This window comes from Pantoea sp. EKM20T, from assembly GCF_011800485.1.
In the GTDB taxonomy this organism is placed as follows: domain Bacteria; phylum Pseudomonadota; class Gammaproteobacteria; order Enterobacterales; family Enterobacteriaceae; genus Pantoea; species Pantoea agglomerans.
Genome location: NZ_JAALFW010000007.1, coordinates 33,823 through 49,731, shown reverse-complemented (window position 1 = coordinate 49,731; position 15,909 = coordinate 33,823). Strand labels below are relative to the sequence as shown.

Below are 15,909 nucleotides of genomic sequence, written 5' to 3'. Positions count from 1 at the left end.
ATAAAAGTTCAGGGCCGCGATTGCGGCCCTGATTGTTTACGCCAGAAGATGCTGCGCATGGAAGCGCAGATGATCTTCCACAAAGCTGGCTATAAAGAAGTAGCTATGGTCATAACCCGGCTGAATGCGCAGCGTCAGCGGGAAACCCACCTCATTCGCGACCTCTTGTAACCGCTCCGGTTGCAGCTGATCGGCCAGGAACTGATCGCTGTCACCCTGATCGATCAGCATTGGCAGCCGATGCGACACCTCCGCCATCAGCTGGCAGCTGTCATATTCCCGCCACGTCGCACGATCGTCGCCCAGATAGGCCTGAAACGCTTTCTGGCCCCAGGGTACCTGCATCGGATTCACAATCGGTGCAAAAGCGGAAGCCGAGGCAAAGCGGTTACCCAGACGCAGCGCCAGCATCAGCGCGCCGTGTCCGCCCATCGAGTGACCCATAATCGACTGACGTTCACTGACCTTGAAGTTATCCGCAATCAGGGCGGGTAACTCGCTGCTCAGATAATCGAACATGCGGAAATGGCTGGCCCAGGGCTGTTGGGTGGCATTGAGATAAAATCCCGCGCCCTGACCCAGATCGTATCCTTCATCATTCGCAACCCCTTCGCCGCGCGGGCTGGTATCCGGCATAATCAGCACCAGACCCAGTTCCGCTGCAACCCGCTGTGCGCCGGCTTTGCTGGTGAAGTTCTCATCGTTGCAGGTCAGCCCGGCCAGAAACCAGACCACCGGCGGCGGCGCATCACCGTGCGGCCCAGGCAGATAGATGCTGAAGGTCATCGGGCAGTTCAGCAGCAAAGACTGATGACGCCAGCGCTGCTGCCAGCCGCCAAAAATACGGTGTTCTTCCAGTAGCTCCAGAGTGGATGCCATAACGCCTCCTGATTACTTGTTAAAATGCACGACCGAGCGAATCGATTTTCCTTCGTGCATCAAATCAAAGGCGTCGTTGATCTCTTCCAGCGGCATGGTGTGAGTGATGAAGTCGTTCAGCGCAAATTTACCGTCGAGGTAATCCTGCACAATGCCAGGCAACTGCGAACGGCCTTTGACGCCGCCAAACGCGGAACCGCGCCAGACGCGGCCGGTCACCAGCTGGAACGGACGGGTGGAGATCTCTTCACCGGCACCGGCGACGCCGATAATCACGGACTCGCCCCAGCCTTTGTGGCAGCACTCCAGCGCGGAACGCATCACGTTGACGTTACCAATACATTCAAACGAGAAATCCACGCCGCCGTCGGTCAGCTCGACAATTACATCCTGAATCGGCTTGTCGTAATCTTTCGGGTTGATCAGATCGGTGGCACCCAGTTTGCGTGCCAGATCGAATTTGCTGGTATTAAGGTCGATGGCAATGATGCGGCCCGCTTTCGCCATCTTCGCGCCGATGACCGCAGAGAGGCCAATGCCGCCGAGACCGAAAATCGCCACGGTGTCGCCTTCTTTCACTTTGGCGGTGTTCATCACCGCGCCCATGCCAGTAGTCACGCCACAGCCCAGCAGACAAACCTCTTCCAGCGGCGCTTCTTTACTGATTTTCGCCAGCGAGATCTCCGGGATTACCGTGTACTCAGAGAAGGTTGAGGTGCCCATATAGTGGAAAATGGGTTTGCCATCTTTAAAGAAGCGGGTGGTGCCATCCGGCATCAGGCCTTTACCCTGCGTGGTACGGATCGCCTGGCAGAGGTTAGTTTTGCCTGAAAGACAATATTTACATTTGCCACACTCCGGGGTGTAGAGCGGAATGACGTGGTCACCCACTTCAACGCTGGTCACGCCTTCGCCCACGGCTTCGACGATGCCGCCGCCTTCATGGCCAAGAATCGCCGGGAAAACGCCTTCCGGGTCGGTGCCGGACAGGGTGTAGGCGTCGGTATGACAGACGCCGGTCGCGACGATACGCACCAGCACTTCACCTTTCTGCGGTGGCATTAAATCAACTTCTTCGATTTTCAGCGGTTCGCCAGCAGCCCAGGCAACAGCGGCACGGGTTTTGATCATATTCATGCAATCCCTCTTCCAGTCAGATTGTGACGCGCAGTGGCGCCGGGTGGTCGTGATGATTCAAAGCCTGGTGGGTCAGGCTCTTAAACATAGCGTGGAACGCTTATTCCGCCGCCTGTAATGGGTAAATCAGCTCATCGTTGAGCGGACGATCGTCAAATTGTTCAATAATCAGGTACTTCAGTGCTTCAACATTCGGCGTAAAGGCGTCGCGTCGCCACATCAGCCAGGTGGCGGTGTCGCGATAAGCGGGAGGTAACGTATGCGCCTGCACCCGTGACCGATCCGCCATCTGCTTCAGCACCGAGGCCGGGATCATCGCTACGCCCGCACCGCCTGCCACGCAAGCCAGCATGGCGTGATAGGACTGAATCTCCATCACACTGTTGGGCGCGGTCTGGCTGTCCCGATACCAGCTCTCTAGCTTCACCCGGTAAGAGCAGCTGTTGCGAAAGGCAAACAGGGTATCGTCCTGCACGTCGCGCGCGGTGGCGATTGGCGCATGATCGAGGCCGGTGATCAGTATCATCTCTTCGCGAAAGGCGATGCAGCCATTGAGATCGTCATGGGAGACCGGGCCATCCACCAGCGCGGCCGCCAGGGTGCCTTCACGCACCCGATCGATGATTTCGCCCGAGGTGCCGGTAATCAGCGACAGCGCCACTTTGGGGAAGCGCTGGTGATAGGCGGCGAGCAGGCAGGGCAGACGCGTCGCCGCGGTGCTCTCCATTGAGCCCAGCGCAAAGTTGCCCGCCGGTTCACCGGTGCGGGTCATGCTCATCGCTTCTTCACTTAATGCCAGGATACGCTGCGCATAATTCAGAAAATTATGGCCCATTGGTGACAGGCGAATGCGCTGTTTCTCACGAATAAAGAGATCCACACCTAATTCTTCTTCCAGCTGGCGCAGCCGCGTGGTGAGATTAGAGGGGACGCGATGCAGCTGTTCTGCTGCGCGCGCCAGTGAACCCGTTTCGGCGACGGAACAGAACATACGCAGCTGAACTAAATCCATATCTTCTCTTCCTGTAAGTAAGTTGGTTAAAATTATTCACTTTCCGTGAGTTTAATCATCCTGCATGCTGTTAGCAAGTCAGAAGAGATCTCAGGGCAGAACAACAGGAGTTCAGCAATGGCGTTACGCGTCGCGCTCAGCGCGTTTTTAACCTTATTTGTCGCGATGGGCATTGGCCGGTTTGCCTTTACGCCCCAGGTGCCGCTGATGATTCAGGCACACCAACTGACACTCACCAGTGCCAGCCTGGTCGCGGCACTTAACTATCTTGGCTATCTGTGTGGCTCATTTGATGCCATGCGCGCGCACCGGCGGGTTGAGCTGCGATTGCAGGCGGGCGTATGGGGCGCGGTGATCCTGACCCTGCTCTCAGCATTGGCCAGCGGACCGTGGCTGCACGGCGCAATCCGCTTTCTGATTGGCTGGGCCAGCGGCTGGGCGATGGTGCTGGTGGCGGCCTGGAGCAATGAACAGCTGCATCGTCATGGCCGGGCAGGGCTGTCGGCGGCCGTTTTTGCCGGGCCGGGCTGCGGCATTTTTGTCAGCGGTCTGCTGGGGGTAGCGCTGCACACATTGCAGGTTTCTGCCGGTCTGGCCTGGGCCGCTTACGGTGCGCTGGCGCTGCTGCTGATTGCGCTGATTACCCGTAATCTGCCGCGTCGGGGCGAACTGCATCGCCCGGATCAGGCACCCGAGCCGCTGGTGCTGGATCGCAACCTTAAACGGCTGGTACTGAGTTACAGTCTGGCGGGCTTTGGCTACATTCTGCCCGCCACCTTTTTGTCGCAGATGGCCGCCACGCGGTTTCCTGACGGCATCTTCGCGCAGTTTGTCTGGCCGATTTTTGGCGGCGCGGCGATGATCGGCATCCTGCTGGGGATCCTGACGCGACGCTGGGGGCACAGCCACGTCCGCCTGGCACTGGTGCTGTGGGCGCAGGCGCTGGGCGTATTTGCCGCGGCGCTGCTGCCAGGCTTTAGCGGCCTGCTGGCCGGTGCGCTGCTGGTGGGGGGCGGTTTCCTCAGCGTGGTGCAGCTGTCGCTGCTCTGCGCCCGTGAGCTGGCACCCAATCATCTGCGCTACATGGCTGGTCTGCTGACCACCGGCTATGCTATCGGGCAGCTGGTCGGCCCGCTGCTCTCTTTTCTCTCCACAGCCTTGTTACATCGGCTGGAGCCTGCCCTGTGGGTTGCAGGGGTTAGCCTGGTCTGGGCCGGCCTGCTGGTGTGGCGGCGAACCGGGTGAAAAGCTTTCATCACCAATCTGATTGATTGCTGGATTCCCCGCAAAGAAAGTTTCACAATACGCGCCTGATTACAGGGCCCGCTGGCAAAAGCTGGCGGGCGCAACACCAGCCGGAGAAGAGTAAGATGAGCACCCTAAGTCAGGAAGCTGCCCTGGTTCACGAAGCGCTGCTGGCGCGTGGACTGGAAACGCCGTTACGTGCACCGACGCGCGATATAGATGACAACACACGTAAAAGTCTGATTGCCGGGCACATGACCGAGATTATGCAGCTGCTGAATCTGGATCTTGAAGATGATAGCCTGATGGAAACGCCGCATCGCATCGCCAAAATGTATGTGGATGAAGTCTTTTCCGGTCTCGACTACGCCAACTTCCCGAAAATCACCGTCATTGAGAATAAAATGAAGGTTGATGAGATGGTGACCGTGCGTGATATCACGCTGACCAGCACCTGTGAACACCACTTTGTGATCATCGATGGCAAAGCGACCGTCGCCTACATTCCCAAAGAAAAGGTGATTGGCCTGTCGAAAATCAACCGTATCGTGCAGTTCTTCGCCCAGCGCCCGCAGGTGCAGGAGCGTCTGACGCAGCAGGTTCTGGTCGCATTGCAGACGCTGCTGGGCACCAACAATGTGGCTGTTTCTATTGATGCGGTGCATTACTGCGTGAAAGCGCGTGGCGTAAAAGATGCCACCAGTGCCACCACGACGACCTCTCTGGGCGGCCTGTTCAAGTCCAGCCAGAATACCCGCCAGGAATTTTTGCGCGCGGTGCGCCATAGTTGAGTCTACGGCGGGCGCATAACGTTGCCCGCCTCAATGGTGCAGGTGCCGCATGCAACGCTATCACGCGCTGGATTTCATTCGTGGATGTGCCATTCTCGGCATTCTGCTGCTCAATATTGTCGGCTTTGGCCTGCCTTCTGCCGCCTACCTTAATCCGGCATGGCAGGGCAGCGTCAGCCTGTCCGATGTCTGGACATGGGCGATCTCTGACGCCTTTGCCCAGCTCAAATTCCTCACCCTGTTTGCGCTGCTGTTTGGCGCAGGTCTGCAAATGCAGCTGCCACGCGGCAGTCGCTGGCTGACTGCCCGGCTCTCACTGCTGGTGCTGATCGGTTTTCTGCACGGCGTCTTTCTCTGGGAGGGCGATATCCTGCTGGACTACGGCATTATCGGGCTGGTGGTCTGGCGGGTGGTGCGCGATGTCCCTTCCACCCGCAGCCTGATGAATACCGGCATTCTGCTCTACCTGGTGGGCTGTGGCGTTCTGCTGGTGTTTGGGTCAATCTCCGATCCTGAACCGACCCGATCCTGGCTGCCAGGTGCTGCCGATCTGCAATATGAACAGTACTGGAAACTGACCGGCGGCTGGGAAGCGATACAGAACCGGCTGGATCATCTCTCTTCAGGATTGATGGCGCTGGCGGCGCAGTATGGCTGGCAGCTGGCGGGCCTGATGATGATCGGTGGCGCACTGCTGCGCAGTGGCTGGTTGATCGGCGAGTTTTCAGCGCAACATTACCGTCAGGCGGCGGCGCTGCTGCTGACTATGGGGTTGTTAATTGCGGTGGCCGGTGTGGCAGCGCAATGGCTGTTACATTGGGAATTCCGCTGGACCGCTTTTTATCTGCAAGCCCCGCGCGATCTCGCCAGCCCGCTGATTAGCCTGGGCTATGCCGCGCTCTGTCTGGCTTACTGGCCGCAGATAGCGCGCTGGCGCATCAGCTATGCCATTCAGTGCGTGGGCCGCATGGCGCTGACCAACTATCTGCTGCAGTCGCTGATCTGCACCACGCTGTTCTATCGCTTCGGCTTCTATATGCACTTCACCCGGCTGGAGCTGGTGCTGATGGTGCCTGCGGTCTGGCTTATCAATATCCTCTTTTCACTCATCTGGTTACATTTCTTCGCACAGGGTCCGCTGGAGTGGCTGTGGCGGCGGCTCACGCTGATCTCAGCCGGTAAATCGCGCATCACTGACAACGCCAGATAATGACCGCCATCACAAAGGTTACAGAATTGTATGTAACCGTTTTCATTGATGTGACGCAATTCACGCTGTACGCCTCCTGCCCCTGACAAAATAGCGCCGGTGTTCAACCCGGCGTGATGCCTTATTTTTCCTTTGTGGAACTGCTGCATGATAACAATTCGTGATGTTGCCCGTCAGGCTGGCGTGTCGGTGGCGACCGTGTCGCGCGTCCTCAATCAGAGCAGCGCCGTCACCTCTGACACCCGCGACGCCGTGTTACAGGCGGTGGAAGCGCTGGGCTATCGCCCCAACGCCAATGCGCAGGCGCTGGCGACGCAGGTCAGTGACACCATTGGTGTGGTGGTGATGGATGTTTCGGATCCCTTCTTCGGTGCACTGGTTAAAGCGGTGGATACCGTGGCGCAGCGCGTGCACAAACATGTGTTAATCAGCAACTCCTGGCATCAGGAAGAGAAAGAGCGTCATGCCATTGAAGTGCTGATTCGTCAGCGTTGCAGCGCCCTGGTGGTACACGCGAAAACACTGCCTGACGCTGAGCTGGCGGATTTTATGCGCCACGTTCCGGGCATGGTGGTGATTAACCGCATCGTGCCCGGATTTGAACACCGCAGTGTCAGTCTGGATAACGTCACGGGTGCGTTGATGGCTTCACGAACCCTGCTACAGCAGGGGCATAGCCGCATTGGCTACCTTTGTTCAAGCCATCCCATCGAAGATGTGGCGCAGCGCCGTGAAGGGTGGATTCAGGCGATGGCAGAGCAGGGCATCCGGCCCCAGGAGAGCTGGATAGCCAGCGCAGAGCCCGATATGCAGGGCGGCGAAGCGGCGATGGTGGAGCTGCTGGGACGCAATCTCAACCTCAGTGCGGTGTTTGCCTATAACGACGGCATGGCGGCTGGTGCACTCACTGCGCTGAAAGACAACGGCATCCAGGTGCCACAGCATTTTTCTGTCATTGGCTTTGATGACATCCCCATTTCCCGTTACACCGATCCGCAGTTAACCACTGTGCGCTATCCCATTGTATCTATGGCAAAAATCGCCACTGAACTGGCGCTGCAGGGCGCAGCCGGACTGCTGGATGACACGGCAACGCACATCTTTATGCCAACGCTGGTGCGGCGTCATTCGGTGGCGCAGCGGCAAAATGTGGAGTCCGTCACTAATTCAGGCGATTCAGTCATGTAACCGTTTTCAATCTGTGATTACATTCACAGTTAATTAACATTGCTCTCACTATGATGGCAGCGTCTTACCGGACTGAAACATTATGTAACGCCAGTGTAACGGCATCAGTTGTGGTCTCAGTAGCCGGTTAAAGGGTTTATACCCTCTTCATGGAAGCATTCTGGCACAGGGAAGTCAGGTTTTAGACGGTGTTCAATGGCTTAACATTCTCATTACGTTAACCGACGCGCCGATCTGTTTTACCGATTGCTCTCCCGCCTGTATGGCGCGGTAGCGCTAAAAAGACCCTGCATAATAAAACCGGAGATACCATGAATAAGAAGGTTTTCACGCTTACAGCACTGGTTGCCAGCATGATGTTTGGTGCAACCGCTCACGCAGCTGACACCCGTATCGGCGTGACCATTTACAAATATGATGACAACTTCATGTCAATGGTGCGCAAAGACATCGAGAAAGAAGCGAAAGCGATCGGTGGCGTGCAGTTGCTGATGAATGATTCACAGAATGACCAGTCCAAACAGAACGATCAGATTGACGTGCTGATGGCAAAAGGCGTGAAAGCGCTGGCGATTAACCTGGTTGACCCGGCTGCGGCTGCGGTTGTAGTAGACAAAGCGCGTGCCAACGACGTGCCGGTGGTCTTCTTCAACAAAGAACCTAACGCCAAAGTGTTGGCCGGTTATGACAAAGCTTACTATGTCGGTACCGACTCTAAAGAGTCAGGCATCATTCAGGGTCAGCTGATTGAGAAGCACTGGAAAGCCACACCCGCGTGGGATCTGAACAAAGATGGTCAGATTCAGTTCGTGCTGCTGAAAGGCGAGCCGGGCCATCCTGATGCAGAAGCCCGTACCAAATATGTGATCGATACCCTGAACAAAGATGGTCTGAAAACCCAGCAGTTAGCGATGGATACTGCAATGTGGGATACCGCGCAGGCCAAAGATAAGATGGATGCGTGGCTGTCAGGCCCGAATGCCAAAAAAATCGAAGTGGTGATTGCCAACAACGATGCGATGGCGATGGGTGCGGTTGAAGCGCTGAAAGCGCACAACATGACCTCAATCCCGGTCTTTGGCGTCGATGCACTGCCAGAAGCGCTGGCGCTGGTGAAATCCGGTGCGCTGGCCGGTACCGTGCTGAACGATGCGGAAAACCAGGCGAAAGCAACGCTGGATATTGCCAACAATCTGGCTAACGGCAAAGCCGCCACCGACGGAACAAACTTCAAGATGGTTGATAAGATCGTCCGCGTTCCTTACGTGCCGGTTGATAAAGAAAATCTGTCTCAGTTCGTGAAATAAGATCGATTACGGGCGCGACCGCTGTCGCGCCTTTTTTATGTCACCACCGTTTTTTAGCCAGGTAAAATATGGCCAGTGATAATACGACCGCGCAGCGAGAATATCTGCTGGAAATGACGGATGTCTCAAAATCATTTCCCGGCGTTAAAGCGTTAGATAATGTGAATTTAAAAGTGCGGCCTCACTCTGTTCATGCATTAATGGGCGAGAACGGTGCCGGGAAATCCACCTTATTAAAATGCCTGTTTGGTATTTATAAAAAAGATACCGGCAGTATCCTGTTTCAGGGTAAAGAGATCGACTATAAAAGTTCCAAAGAGGCGCTGGAAAATGGCGTGTCGATGGTGCATCAGGAATTAAATCTGGTCCTGCAGCGTACCGTGATGGACAATATGTGGCTTGGGCGTTATCCGCGCAAAGGCTTCTTTGTCGATCAGGATAAAATGTACCGGGATACCAAAGCGATTTTTGACGAGCTGGATATCGATATCGATCCGCGCGACAAAGTTGCCAATCTTTCTGTATCGCAGATGCAGATGATTGAAATTGCCAAAGCGTTTTCCTACGACGCGAAAATTGTGATTATGGATGAGCCGACCTCCTCGTTAACCGAGAAAGAGGTTAATCACCTGTTCACGATTATTCGTAAGCTGAAAGATCGCGGCTGTGGCATTGTTTATATTTCGCACAAAATGGAAGAGATTTTCCAGCTGTGTGATGAGATCACTATCCTGCGTGATGGTCAGTGGATCACCTCTCAGCCGCTGGAAGGGCTGGATATGGATAAGATCATCTCCATGATGGTCGGCCGTTCACTGAACCAGCGTTTCCCTGACCGTACCAACGTGCCAGGCGAGACGATTCTTGAGGTGCGTCATCTGACGTCACTGCGTCAGCCATCGATTCGCGACATCTCATTTGATTTGCGTAAAGGGGAGATACTCGGCATTGCCGGGCTGGTGGGCGCCAAACGTACCGATATCGTCGAAACGCTGTTTGGCATTCGCGAAAAATCGGGCGGCACCATTAAACTGCATGGCAAACCGATTAATAATCACAGCGCCAATGAAGCCATTAACCACGGTTTTGCGCTGGTGACTGAAGAGCGTCGCTCAACCGGTATTTATGCTTTCCTCGACATTGGTTTTAACTCGCTTATTTCCAATATCAAAAAATATAAAAACAGTATGGGACTGCTGGATAATAAACGCATGAAGAGTGATACCCAATGGGTGATCGATTCTATGCGTGTAAAAACGCCAGGCCACCATACTCAGATTGGTTCGCTTTCGGGCGGTAACCAGCAAAAAGTGATTATTGGCCGCTGGTTATTGACCCAGCCTGAAATCCTGATGCTTGATGAACCCACTCGCGGTATTGATGTTGGTGCAAAATTCGAAATTTACCAGTTAATTGCTGAGCTGGCGAAAAGAGAAAAGGGCATCATTATTATCTCATCCGAAATGCCGGAGCTGTTAGGCATTACCGATCGTATTCTGGTAATGAGTAATGGTCTGGTAGCAGGCATAGTTGATACCAAAACGACCACGCAGAACGAAATATTGCGTTTAGCGTCATTACACCTTTAATGAAGCAAGGGCTGTTAACATGAAAGCGACTACAAAAAAGAATGCGCTAACCTGGTTAAAAGAGGGCGGCATTTATGTCGTGCTGCTGGTATTGCTGGCTATTATTATTTTCCAGGACCCCTCATTTTTAAGTTTAATGAACCTGAGTAATATTCTGACCCAATCTTCGGTGCGCATTATTATTGCACTGGGTGTGGCGGGTTTGATTGTGACCCAGGGTACTGACCTGTCAGCCGGACGTCAGGTCGGTCTGGCGGCGGTGGTCGCCGCGACGCTGCTGCAGGCGATGGATAACGCGAACAAGGTCTTCCCGACGCTGGATACGGTGCCGATTCCACTGGTTATTCTGACCGTGTGCATCATCGGCGGCGTGATTGGTCTGGTCAACGGTGTGATTATTGCTTACCTCAAGGTAACGCCATTTATCACCACGCTGGGCACCATGATCATCGTTTACGGTATCAACTCACTCTATTACGACTTTGTTGGCGCATCACCGATTGCCGGTTTTGATACAGGGTTCTCGAAATTTACCCAGGGCTTCTTACGCTTTGGTGATTTCAAGCTTTCGTTCATCACCTTCTACGCCGTGATTGCCATTATTTTCGTCTGGGTGCTGTGGAACAAAACCCGCTTCGGCAAGAACATTTTTGCTATCGGCGGTAACCCGGAAGCGGCGAAAGTCTCAGGCGTTAACGTCAACCTGAACCTGATCATGATTTATGCCCTGTCAGGTGTGTTCTACGCCTTCGGCGGGATGCTGGAAGCGGGGCGTATCGGTTCGGCCACCAACAACCTTGGCTTTATGTATGAGCTGGATGCGATTGCGGCCTGTGTGGTCGGCGGTGTCTCCTTCGCCGGTGGTGTGGGTAGCGTGGCGGGCGTAGTGACCGGTGTGTTGATCTTCACCGTCATCAACTATGGTCTGACCTATATCGGCGTTAACCCTTACTGGCAGTACATTATTAAAGGCGGCATCATCATCTTCGCCGTGGCGCTGGATTCCCTGAAATATTCCCGTAAGAAGTAAGTCCAACTCCACGCTAAAGAAGCGACCTTCGGGTCGCTTTTTTTATGGGGAGTCAAGGGGGAGCTGCTATGAGGTCGAGGCTGCGAAGGGAACACGGTCAGATCGGAAAGACGCTAAGGCCAGTAAATGATCTGCCCGTGTCATTCCCCCCGCAGAACGCTTTTTATAGCGGAGAGTGCTGGGGTCGTTGCTGTGAGATCGAGTATGCGTAGGGAACACGGTCAGATCGGAAAGACGCAAAACCTGTCATCCATGACATGCTCGGCCCGCGTCGTCCCTGACGCGGGACGCTTTCCTCTTCTGACCGTGTTCCCTGCGCGTTGAGCTGATTTATTGCTGTTGGATTCACCCTAATTCAGACTGATAAGCAGTCAGCTTAAAAATCGCTGCGGAATGGTCTTCTGTCAGACGGCGACAAAAGCTAAAGCGATAGGAGCATACGCCTGTAGCAAAGCGTTGGCCCGTTTACGGACGCACCTCAGGGATGGTGTGCGTACTAAAAACGCCAGGAGCGTTTTTGAACAACGCAAAGCGTTGGCCCGTTTACGGGCGCACCTCAGGGATGAGGTGCGTAATCGCCCACGCTGAGCCCGCCAGGTATAGAGGTCTTGCGTCTTTGCGGAAGGCGTATGCTCCCTGAGCCAGCATATTACCGTCAGCTCCTAGAGCCCTGCACGTTACTGCCAGACCTCGACACAGCAGTAACCAGCATAAAGAAGCCGCAGCGCGTGAGCTATTTCCGCAGCTTCTGTTCCAGCTCCAGCAGCTGCTCCGGCGTCACTGCCGGGTAACTCTGCGCATCTTCAGGGACATCGCGTACGGCGGGGATCGGCACCAGTGGGCCCAGGAAGCGGGGTTCGCGCTTTAGCAGGAAGAGATCCACCAGCGCGCCCAGCCGGGCACCTACCTCACGGAAGCGCACGCTAAGCATGTTCTTCGGTGAGGGCACCGCATAACACTGCGCCTGAATACCCAGCTGTAAGGCGATAAACAGCGCACGCTCACAATGGAAACGCTGCGTGATAATAATGAAGTCGTTGGTATCAAACACTTTGCGGGTGCGCACAATCGAATCGAGCGTGCGGAAACCGGCGTAGTCCAGCACGATATCAGCCGGATCGACACCGGCTTTGATGAGATCGCGGCGCATCGTCATCGGCTCGTTATAGCTTTGCAGCGCGTTATCACCGCTTAACAGCAGATAATTGACCTTGCCGCTGTTGTAGGCATTCAGCGCGCCCTGCATACGATAGAGGTAATACTGATTGATGACGCCGGTGCGATAATATTTCGCCGTACCCAGTACCACACCGACCTGACGATGTGGCAAAGAGGCGACATTTTCGTAGATAAAGGGCGCAGTTTTCCAGCTGATCCAGCGATCAAGGCCGAGCGCCGTTGCCATCATCAGTAAGATGATGAAAAGCAGACCAATGAAAACGCGTTTCAGCATGCGCCTGGAGACTCGATGTCAGAATAGTGAGATGGGACAAGGCTACTTGAGCTGTCACTGTGAAGCAAGTTACTGCCGGCTGGCTGTGCTCTTTTTGAACACTGCCGGATCGGATGCAATCCGGCAGTCTGAAGATTAAATCGAGGTACGACGATAATGACGGTACTGCGGCAGCCAGAAGTTGTTGGCGATAGCCTGTGACAACACATCTTCAGAGGTCACCACGGCGACACCCGCCAGCTGAGCAGCTTTACCCACTTCCATCGCAATGATTTTCGATACACCCTGGATATCTTTAATCTCAGGCAGCACCGGGCCTTCACCTTCATTCACCAGCGGAGAGCAGTCAGCGAGCGCGCGGCTGGCGGTCATCAGCATGGTATCAGTAACGCGGCTGGCACCCGAAGCAATCACACCCAGACCAATGCCCGGGAAAATGTAGGAGTTGTTGCACTGCGCAATCGGATAGGTTTTACCGTTCCAGCTCACCGGCGAGAACGGACTGCCGGTTGCGACCAGCGCGGCACCGTCAGTCCAGGCGATGATATCGGCTGGCGTCGCTTCCACACGTGATGTCGGGTTCGACAGTGGCATCACAATAGGGCGCTTACAGTGCTTGTGCATCTCGCGGATGATCTCTTCGGTGAACAGGCCCGGCTGGCCAGAGACACCAATCAGAATATCGGGCTGCGCATTGCGCACCACGTCCAGCAGCGAGATGGAATCATTGGTGACATCCCACTGCTGCAGGTTTTCGCTCTTCTGCACCAGCTTGCTCTGGAAATCGAGCAGGTTAGGCAGCTTGTCAGTGAGCAGACCAAAGCGATCCACCATCATTACGCGGCCACGCGCTTCCTCGTCACTCAGACCTTCGGATTTCATCTGTGCGATGATCTGTTCAGCGATACCACAACCCGCGGAACCGGCGCCCAGGAACACCACTTTCTGCTCGCACAGGCGGCTGCCGGCGGCGCGGCTGGCGGCAATCAGGGTGCCCACTGTCACGGCGGCAGTGCCCTGAATATCATCATTAAAGCAGCAGACTTCATCGCGGTAGCGGTTCAGCAGCGGCATGGCATTTTTCTGGGCGAAATCTTCAAACTGCAACAGCACTTTCGGCCAGCGGCGTTTAACGGCCTGAATAAAATCGTTCACGAACGCATCATACTCTTCGCCAGTGATGCGCGGATGACGCCAGCCCATATAGAGCGGATCGTTCAGCAACTGCTGGTTGTTGGTACCAACATCCAGCACCACCGGCAGGGTGTAAGCCGGACTGATGCCACCACAGGCGGTGTAGAGTGAAAGCTTACCAATCGGGATACCCATACCACCGATGCCCTGATCGCCGAGGCCCAGAATACGCTCGCCATCAGTCACCACGATCACCTTCACATTCTGCTTGGTGGCGTTTTGCAGCATATCTTCGATATGGTCGCGGTTAGGGTAGGAGATGAACACGCCACGCGCACGACGGTAGATTTCAGAGAAGTGTTCACAGGCTGCGCCGACGGTCGGGGTGTAGATGATGGGCATCATCTCTTCGAGATGGTTATCCAGCAGGCGGTAGAACAGCGTTTCGTTGGTGTCCTGGATGTTACGCAGGTAGACATGCTTATCGTTATTGTTTTTGAAGTCCTGGAACTGACGCCAGGCACGCTGCGCCTGCTCTTCAATCGATTCCACTGCTTCTGGCAGCAGACCGTTGAGGTTGAATTCGTTACGTTCTTCGATACTAAAGGCGCTGCCTTTGTTCAGCAGGGGAAATTCCAGCAAAATCGGGCCAGCATAAGGGATATACAGCGGGCGTTTACTTTCGTAGTCGAGTTCCATGCGGTAATGCTCCGGTTGCAGTGTTGTCTGGCGTCACGCCGGAAAGGTAGCGCCAGTTTTCTTACCCGTTATAGCTCAGACTGCAGGCCTGGCAGCGGCAGGGGAACCGCTGCTAAAACATTCACGACCGTGCTGCTATCCTGCAACCTGAATTATTCAGAGTAATTTGTAATCACGTGAATTCTGGCGCCAGATCCTATGAAATTTCCCGCAGAAGTACAGCGTTTGTTAATAAAAGCTCACAAAACTGTGGCCTCTCTGACAGCGGGTTATGCTTTGTACAGCGTCACCTGTAGCAGCTCACCGCAACCAAATGTCTTAAGCGTCGCGTGTGTGGCGGCGAACTGGCTTAGCGTGGCATTTTCCACTTCGGTTAATACCGCTTTTTTTATCTGACGAACATCGCCACCCTGCATGTTGAGCAGGACCAGCGCCGCCTGAAGGGGCGGGAAACTCGGGTTAAAGGCGGCATTTTCCGCATAGCGCCCGGTGACAATCGCGCCGGTTGCGGTCAGCAGCGCAACACCGGCGTGTGACTGGCTGTAAGGCGCGTGGCTGGCATTGGCAGCGGCAACCGCGGCCTGCACCAGTTCATCGCCTTCGGCTACATAGCCGTGATCCACGCTGTCCATCAGAAAGGTCGTGATGTCCAGATCGCGCGGTCCAAAGGCATCCGGCAGATAATCTGCCAGGGTGCTGATCGCGCGTTGTGGCAGGCTGATGCGAATGTTCGTACCGCTGTTCAGCTCGTTCATAAACTGACGGCAGTGACCGCACGGTGTGTAGTTAACGGTGATCGTCTCAAGCTGACTTTCGCCACGCAGCCACGCATGGGTAATGGCGCTCTGCTCGGCGTGAACCGTCTGTTGCAACGGCGTACCGATAAATTCCATGTTGGCCCCGAAGTACCAGTTGCCGCTGACGCCACGGGCGATAGCCCCGACGTTAAAATGCGACACGGTAGCAACGGCACAGGCCGCCGCCAGGGGCAGCAGCGCCAGCGCCAGAGCATCGGCATCCATCTGCGTCTGTTGCTGCAGTGAGGCGACCTGGTCGGCGCTCAGCACCGCCTGAAAGCCAGGATCGTCCAGCAGCGGAGCGAGTGCGGTTTGCAGCGTTGACGGCAATGCCTCAAAGGCAGAGAGGAAACGGGATTGCATGTGAGCCTCATTAGATTCAGCAGGGCGATGTGCCAGTCACCGGTTTATATGTGATCCACATCGCTCTGACAATGT

General features: G+C 55.2%; 13 protein-coding genes. 7 read left to right on the top strand and 6 right to left on the bottom strand.

From position 1 onward, the window contains the following. Positions 1–36: 36 nt before the first annotated feature. From fghA to HFD94_RS13720, 3 genes are all read right to left on the bottom strand, one after another. Entirely contained in the window at positions 37–879 is an 843-nt protein-coding gene (gene fghA, locus HFD94_RS13730) for an S-formylglutathione hydrolase (protein ID WP_083069094.1), read from the bottom strand. Positions 880–891: 12 nt separating this feature from the next. Then, entirely contained in the window at positions 892–2,016 is a 1,125-nt protein-coding gene (locus tag HFD94_RS13725; protein WP_010248270.1) for an S-(hydroxymethyl)glutathione dehydrogenase/class III alcohol dehydrogenase, read from the bottom strand. Positions 2,017–2,116: 100 nt separating this feature from the next. Beyond that, entirely contained in the window at positions 2,117–3,028 is a 912-nt protein-coding gene (locus tag HFD94_RS13720; RefSeq protein ID WP_167433213.1) for a LysR family transcriptional regulator, read from the bottom strand. Positions 3,029–3,145: 117 nt separating this feature from the next. Here HFD94_RS13720 and HFD94_RS13715 point away from each other — a divergent pair, with 117 nt between their 5' ends. The 7 genes from HFD94_RS13715 (at position 3,146) to mglC (ending at position 11,388) form a co-directional block, all read left to right on the top strand. Then, positions 3,146–4,273, top strand: coding sequence for a YbfB/YjiJ family MFS transporter (locus HFD94_RS13715; protein ID WP_129063010.1), 1,128 nt, complete (start codon positions 3,146–3,148; stop codon positions 4,271–4,273). Between the two features lie 125 nt (positions 4,274–4,398). Then, complete coding sequence (gene folE, locus HFD94_RS13710; protein ID WP_010248259.1) at positions 4,399–5,064, top strand: GTP cyclohydrolase I FolE; 666 nt, start codon at positions 4,399–4,401, stop codon at positions 5,062–5,064. Between the two features lie 49 nt (positions 5,065–5,113). Further along, entirely contained in the window at positions 5,114–6,274 is a 1,161-nt protein-coding gene (gene yeiB, locus HFD94_RS13705) for a DUF418 domain-containing protein YeiB (RefSeq protein ID WP_010248256.1), read from the top strand. 147 nt (positions 6,275–6,421) lie between these two features. Continuing rightward, entirely contained in the window at positions 6,422–7,462 is a 1,041-nt protein-coding gene (gene galS, locus HFD94_RS13700) for an HTH-type transcriptional regulator GalS (protein WP_010248254.1), read from the top strand. A 311-nt stretch (positions 7,463–7,773) separates the two neighbouring features. Next, on the top strand, positions 7,774–8,769 hold the full coding sequence (gene mglB, locus HFD94_RS13695) for a galactose/glucose ABC transporter substrate-binding protein MglB (RefSeq protein WP_010248252.1): 996 nt from the start codon (positions 7,774–7,776) through the stop codon (positions 8,767–8,769). A gap of 68 nt (positions 8,770–8,837) precedes the next feature. Beyond that, positions 8,838–10,358, top strand: a complete 1,521-nt coding sequence (gene mglA / locus HFD94_RS13690; RefSeq protein WP_010248250.1) for a galactose/methyl galactoside ABC transporter ATP-binding protein MglA — start codon at positions 8,838–8,840, stop codon at positions 10,356–10,358. Between the two features lie 19 nt (positions 10,359–10,377). Next, positions 10,378–11,388 carry a galactose/methyl galactoside ABC transporter permease MglC gene (gene mglC / locus HFD94_RS13685; RefSeq protein WP_010248248.1) on the top strand — a complete coding sequence of 337 codons (1,011 nt, stop codon included), beginning with the start codon at positions 10,378–10,380 and terminating at the stop codon, positions 11,386–11,388. 733 nt (positions 11,389–12,121) lie between these two features. Here the strand turns inward: mglC and sanA are convergent. The 3 genes from sanA to cdd form a co-directional block, all read right to left on the bottom strand. Beyond that, the gene (sanA, locus tag HFD94_RS13680; RefSeq protein WP_010248246.1) at positions 12,122–12,841 is read right to left on the bottom strand and encodes an outer membrane permeability protein SanA; all 720 of its coding nucleotides are present in this window, start codon (positions 12,839–12,841) and stop codon (positions 12,122–12,124) included. Positions 12,842–12,976: 135 nt separating this feature from the next. After that, entirely contained in the window at positions 12,977–14,674 is a 1,698-nt protein-coding gene (locus HFD94_RS13675) for an NAD-dependent malic enzyme (protein ID WP_010248245.1), read from the bottom strand. A 269-nt stretch (positions 14,675–14,943) separates the two neighbouring features. Then, positions 14,944–15,834 (bottom strand): cytidine deaminase, encoded by an 891-nt coding sequence (cdd, locus tag HFD94_RS13670; RefSeq protein WP_167433212.1) that lies wholly within the window; start codon positions 15,832–15,834, stop codon positions 14,944–14,946. Between the last annotated feature and the right edge of the window lie 75 nt (positions 15,835–15,909).

What these genes read in the sequence shown, in the direction of transcription:
- fghA (WP_083069094.1), bottom strand. Translation starts at nt 879, where the DNA reads ATGGCATCCACTCTGGAGCTACTGGAAGAACACCGTATTTTTGGCGGC.
- HFD94_RS13725 (WP_010248270.1), bottom strand. Translation starts at nt 2,016, where the DNA reads ATGAATATGATCAAAACCCGTGCCGCTGTTGCCTGGGCTGCTGGCGAA.
- HFD94_RS13720 (WP_167433213.1), bottom strand. Translation starts at nt 3,028, where the DNA reads ATGGATTTAGTTCAGCTGCGTATGTTCTGTTCCGTCGCCGAAACGGGT.
- HFD94_RS13715 (WP_129063010.1), top strand. Translation starts at nt 3,146, where the DNA reads ATGGCGTTACGCGTCGCGCTCAGCGCGTTTTTAACCTTATTTGTCGCG.
- folE (WP_010248259.1), top strand. Translation starts at nt 4,399, where the DNA reads ATGAGCACCCTAAGTCAGGAAGCTGCCCTGGTTCACGAAGCGCTGCTG.
- yeiB (WP_010248256.1), top strand. Translation starts at nt 5,114, where the DNA reads ATGCAACGCTATCACGCGCTGGATTTCATTCGTGGATGTGCCATTCTC.
- galS (WP_010248254.1), top strand. Translation starts at nt 6,422, where the DNA reads ATGATAACAATTCGTGATGTTGCCCGTCAGGCTGGCGTGTCGGTGGCG.
- mglB (WP_010248252.1), top strand. Translation starts at nt 7,774, where the DNA reads ATGAATAAGAAGGTTTTCACGCTTACAGCACTGGTTGCCAGCATGATG.
- mglA (WP_010248250.1), top strand. Translation starts at nt 8,838, where the DNA reads ATGGCCAGTGATAATACGACCGCGCAGCGAGAATATCTGCTGGAAATG.
- mglC (WP_010248248.1), top strand. Translation starts at nt 10,378, where the DNA reads ATGAAAGCGACTACAAAAAAGAATGCGCTAACCTGGTTAAAAGAGGGC.
- sanA (WP_010248246.1), bottom strand. Translation starts at nt 12,841, where the DNA reads ATGCTGAAACGCGTTTTCATTGGTCTGCTTTTCATCATCTTACTGATG.
- HFD94_RS13675 (WP_010248245.1), bottom strand. Translation starts at nt 14,674, where the DNA reads ATGGAACTCGACTACGAAAGTAAACGCCCGCTGTATATCCCTTATGCT.
- cdd (WP_167433212.1), bottom strand. Translation starts at nt 15,834, where the DNA reads ATGCAATCCCGTTTCCTCTCTGCCTTTGAGGCATTGCCGTCAACGCTG.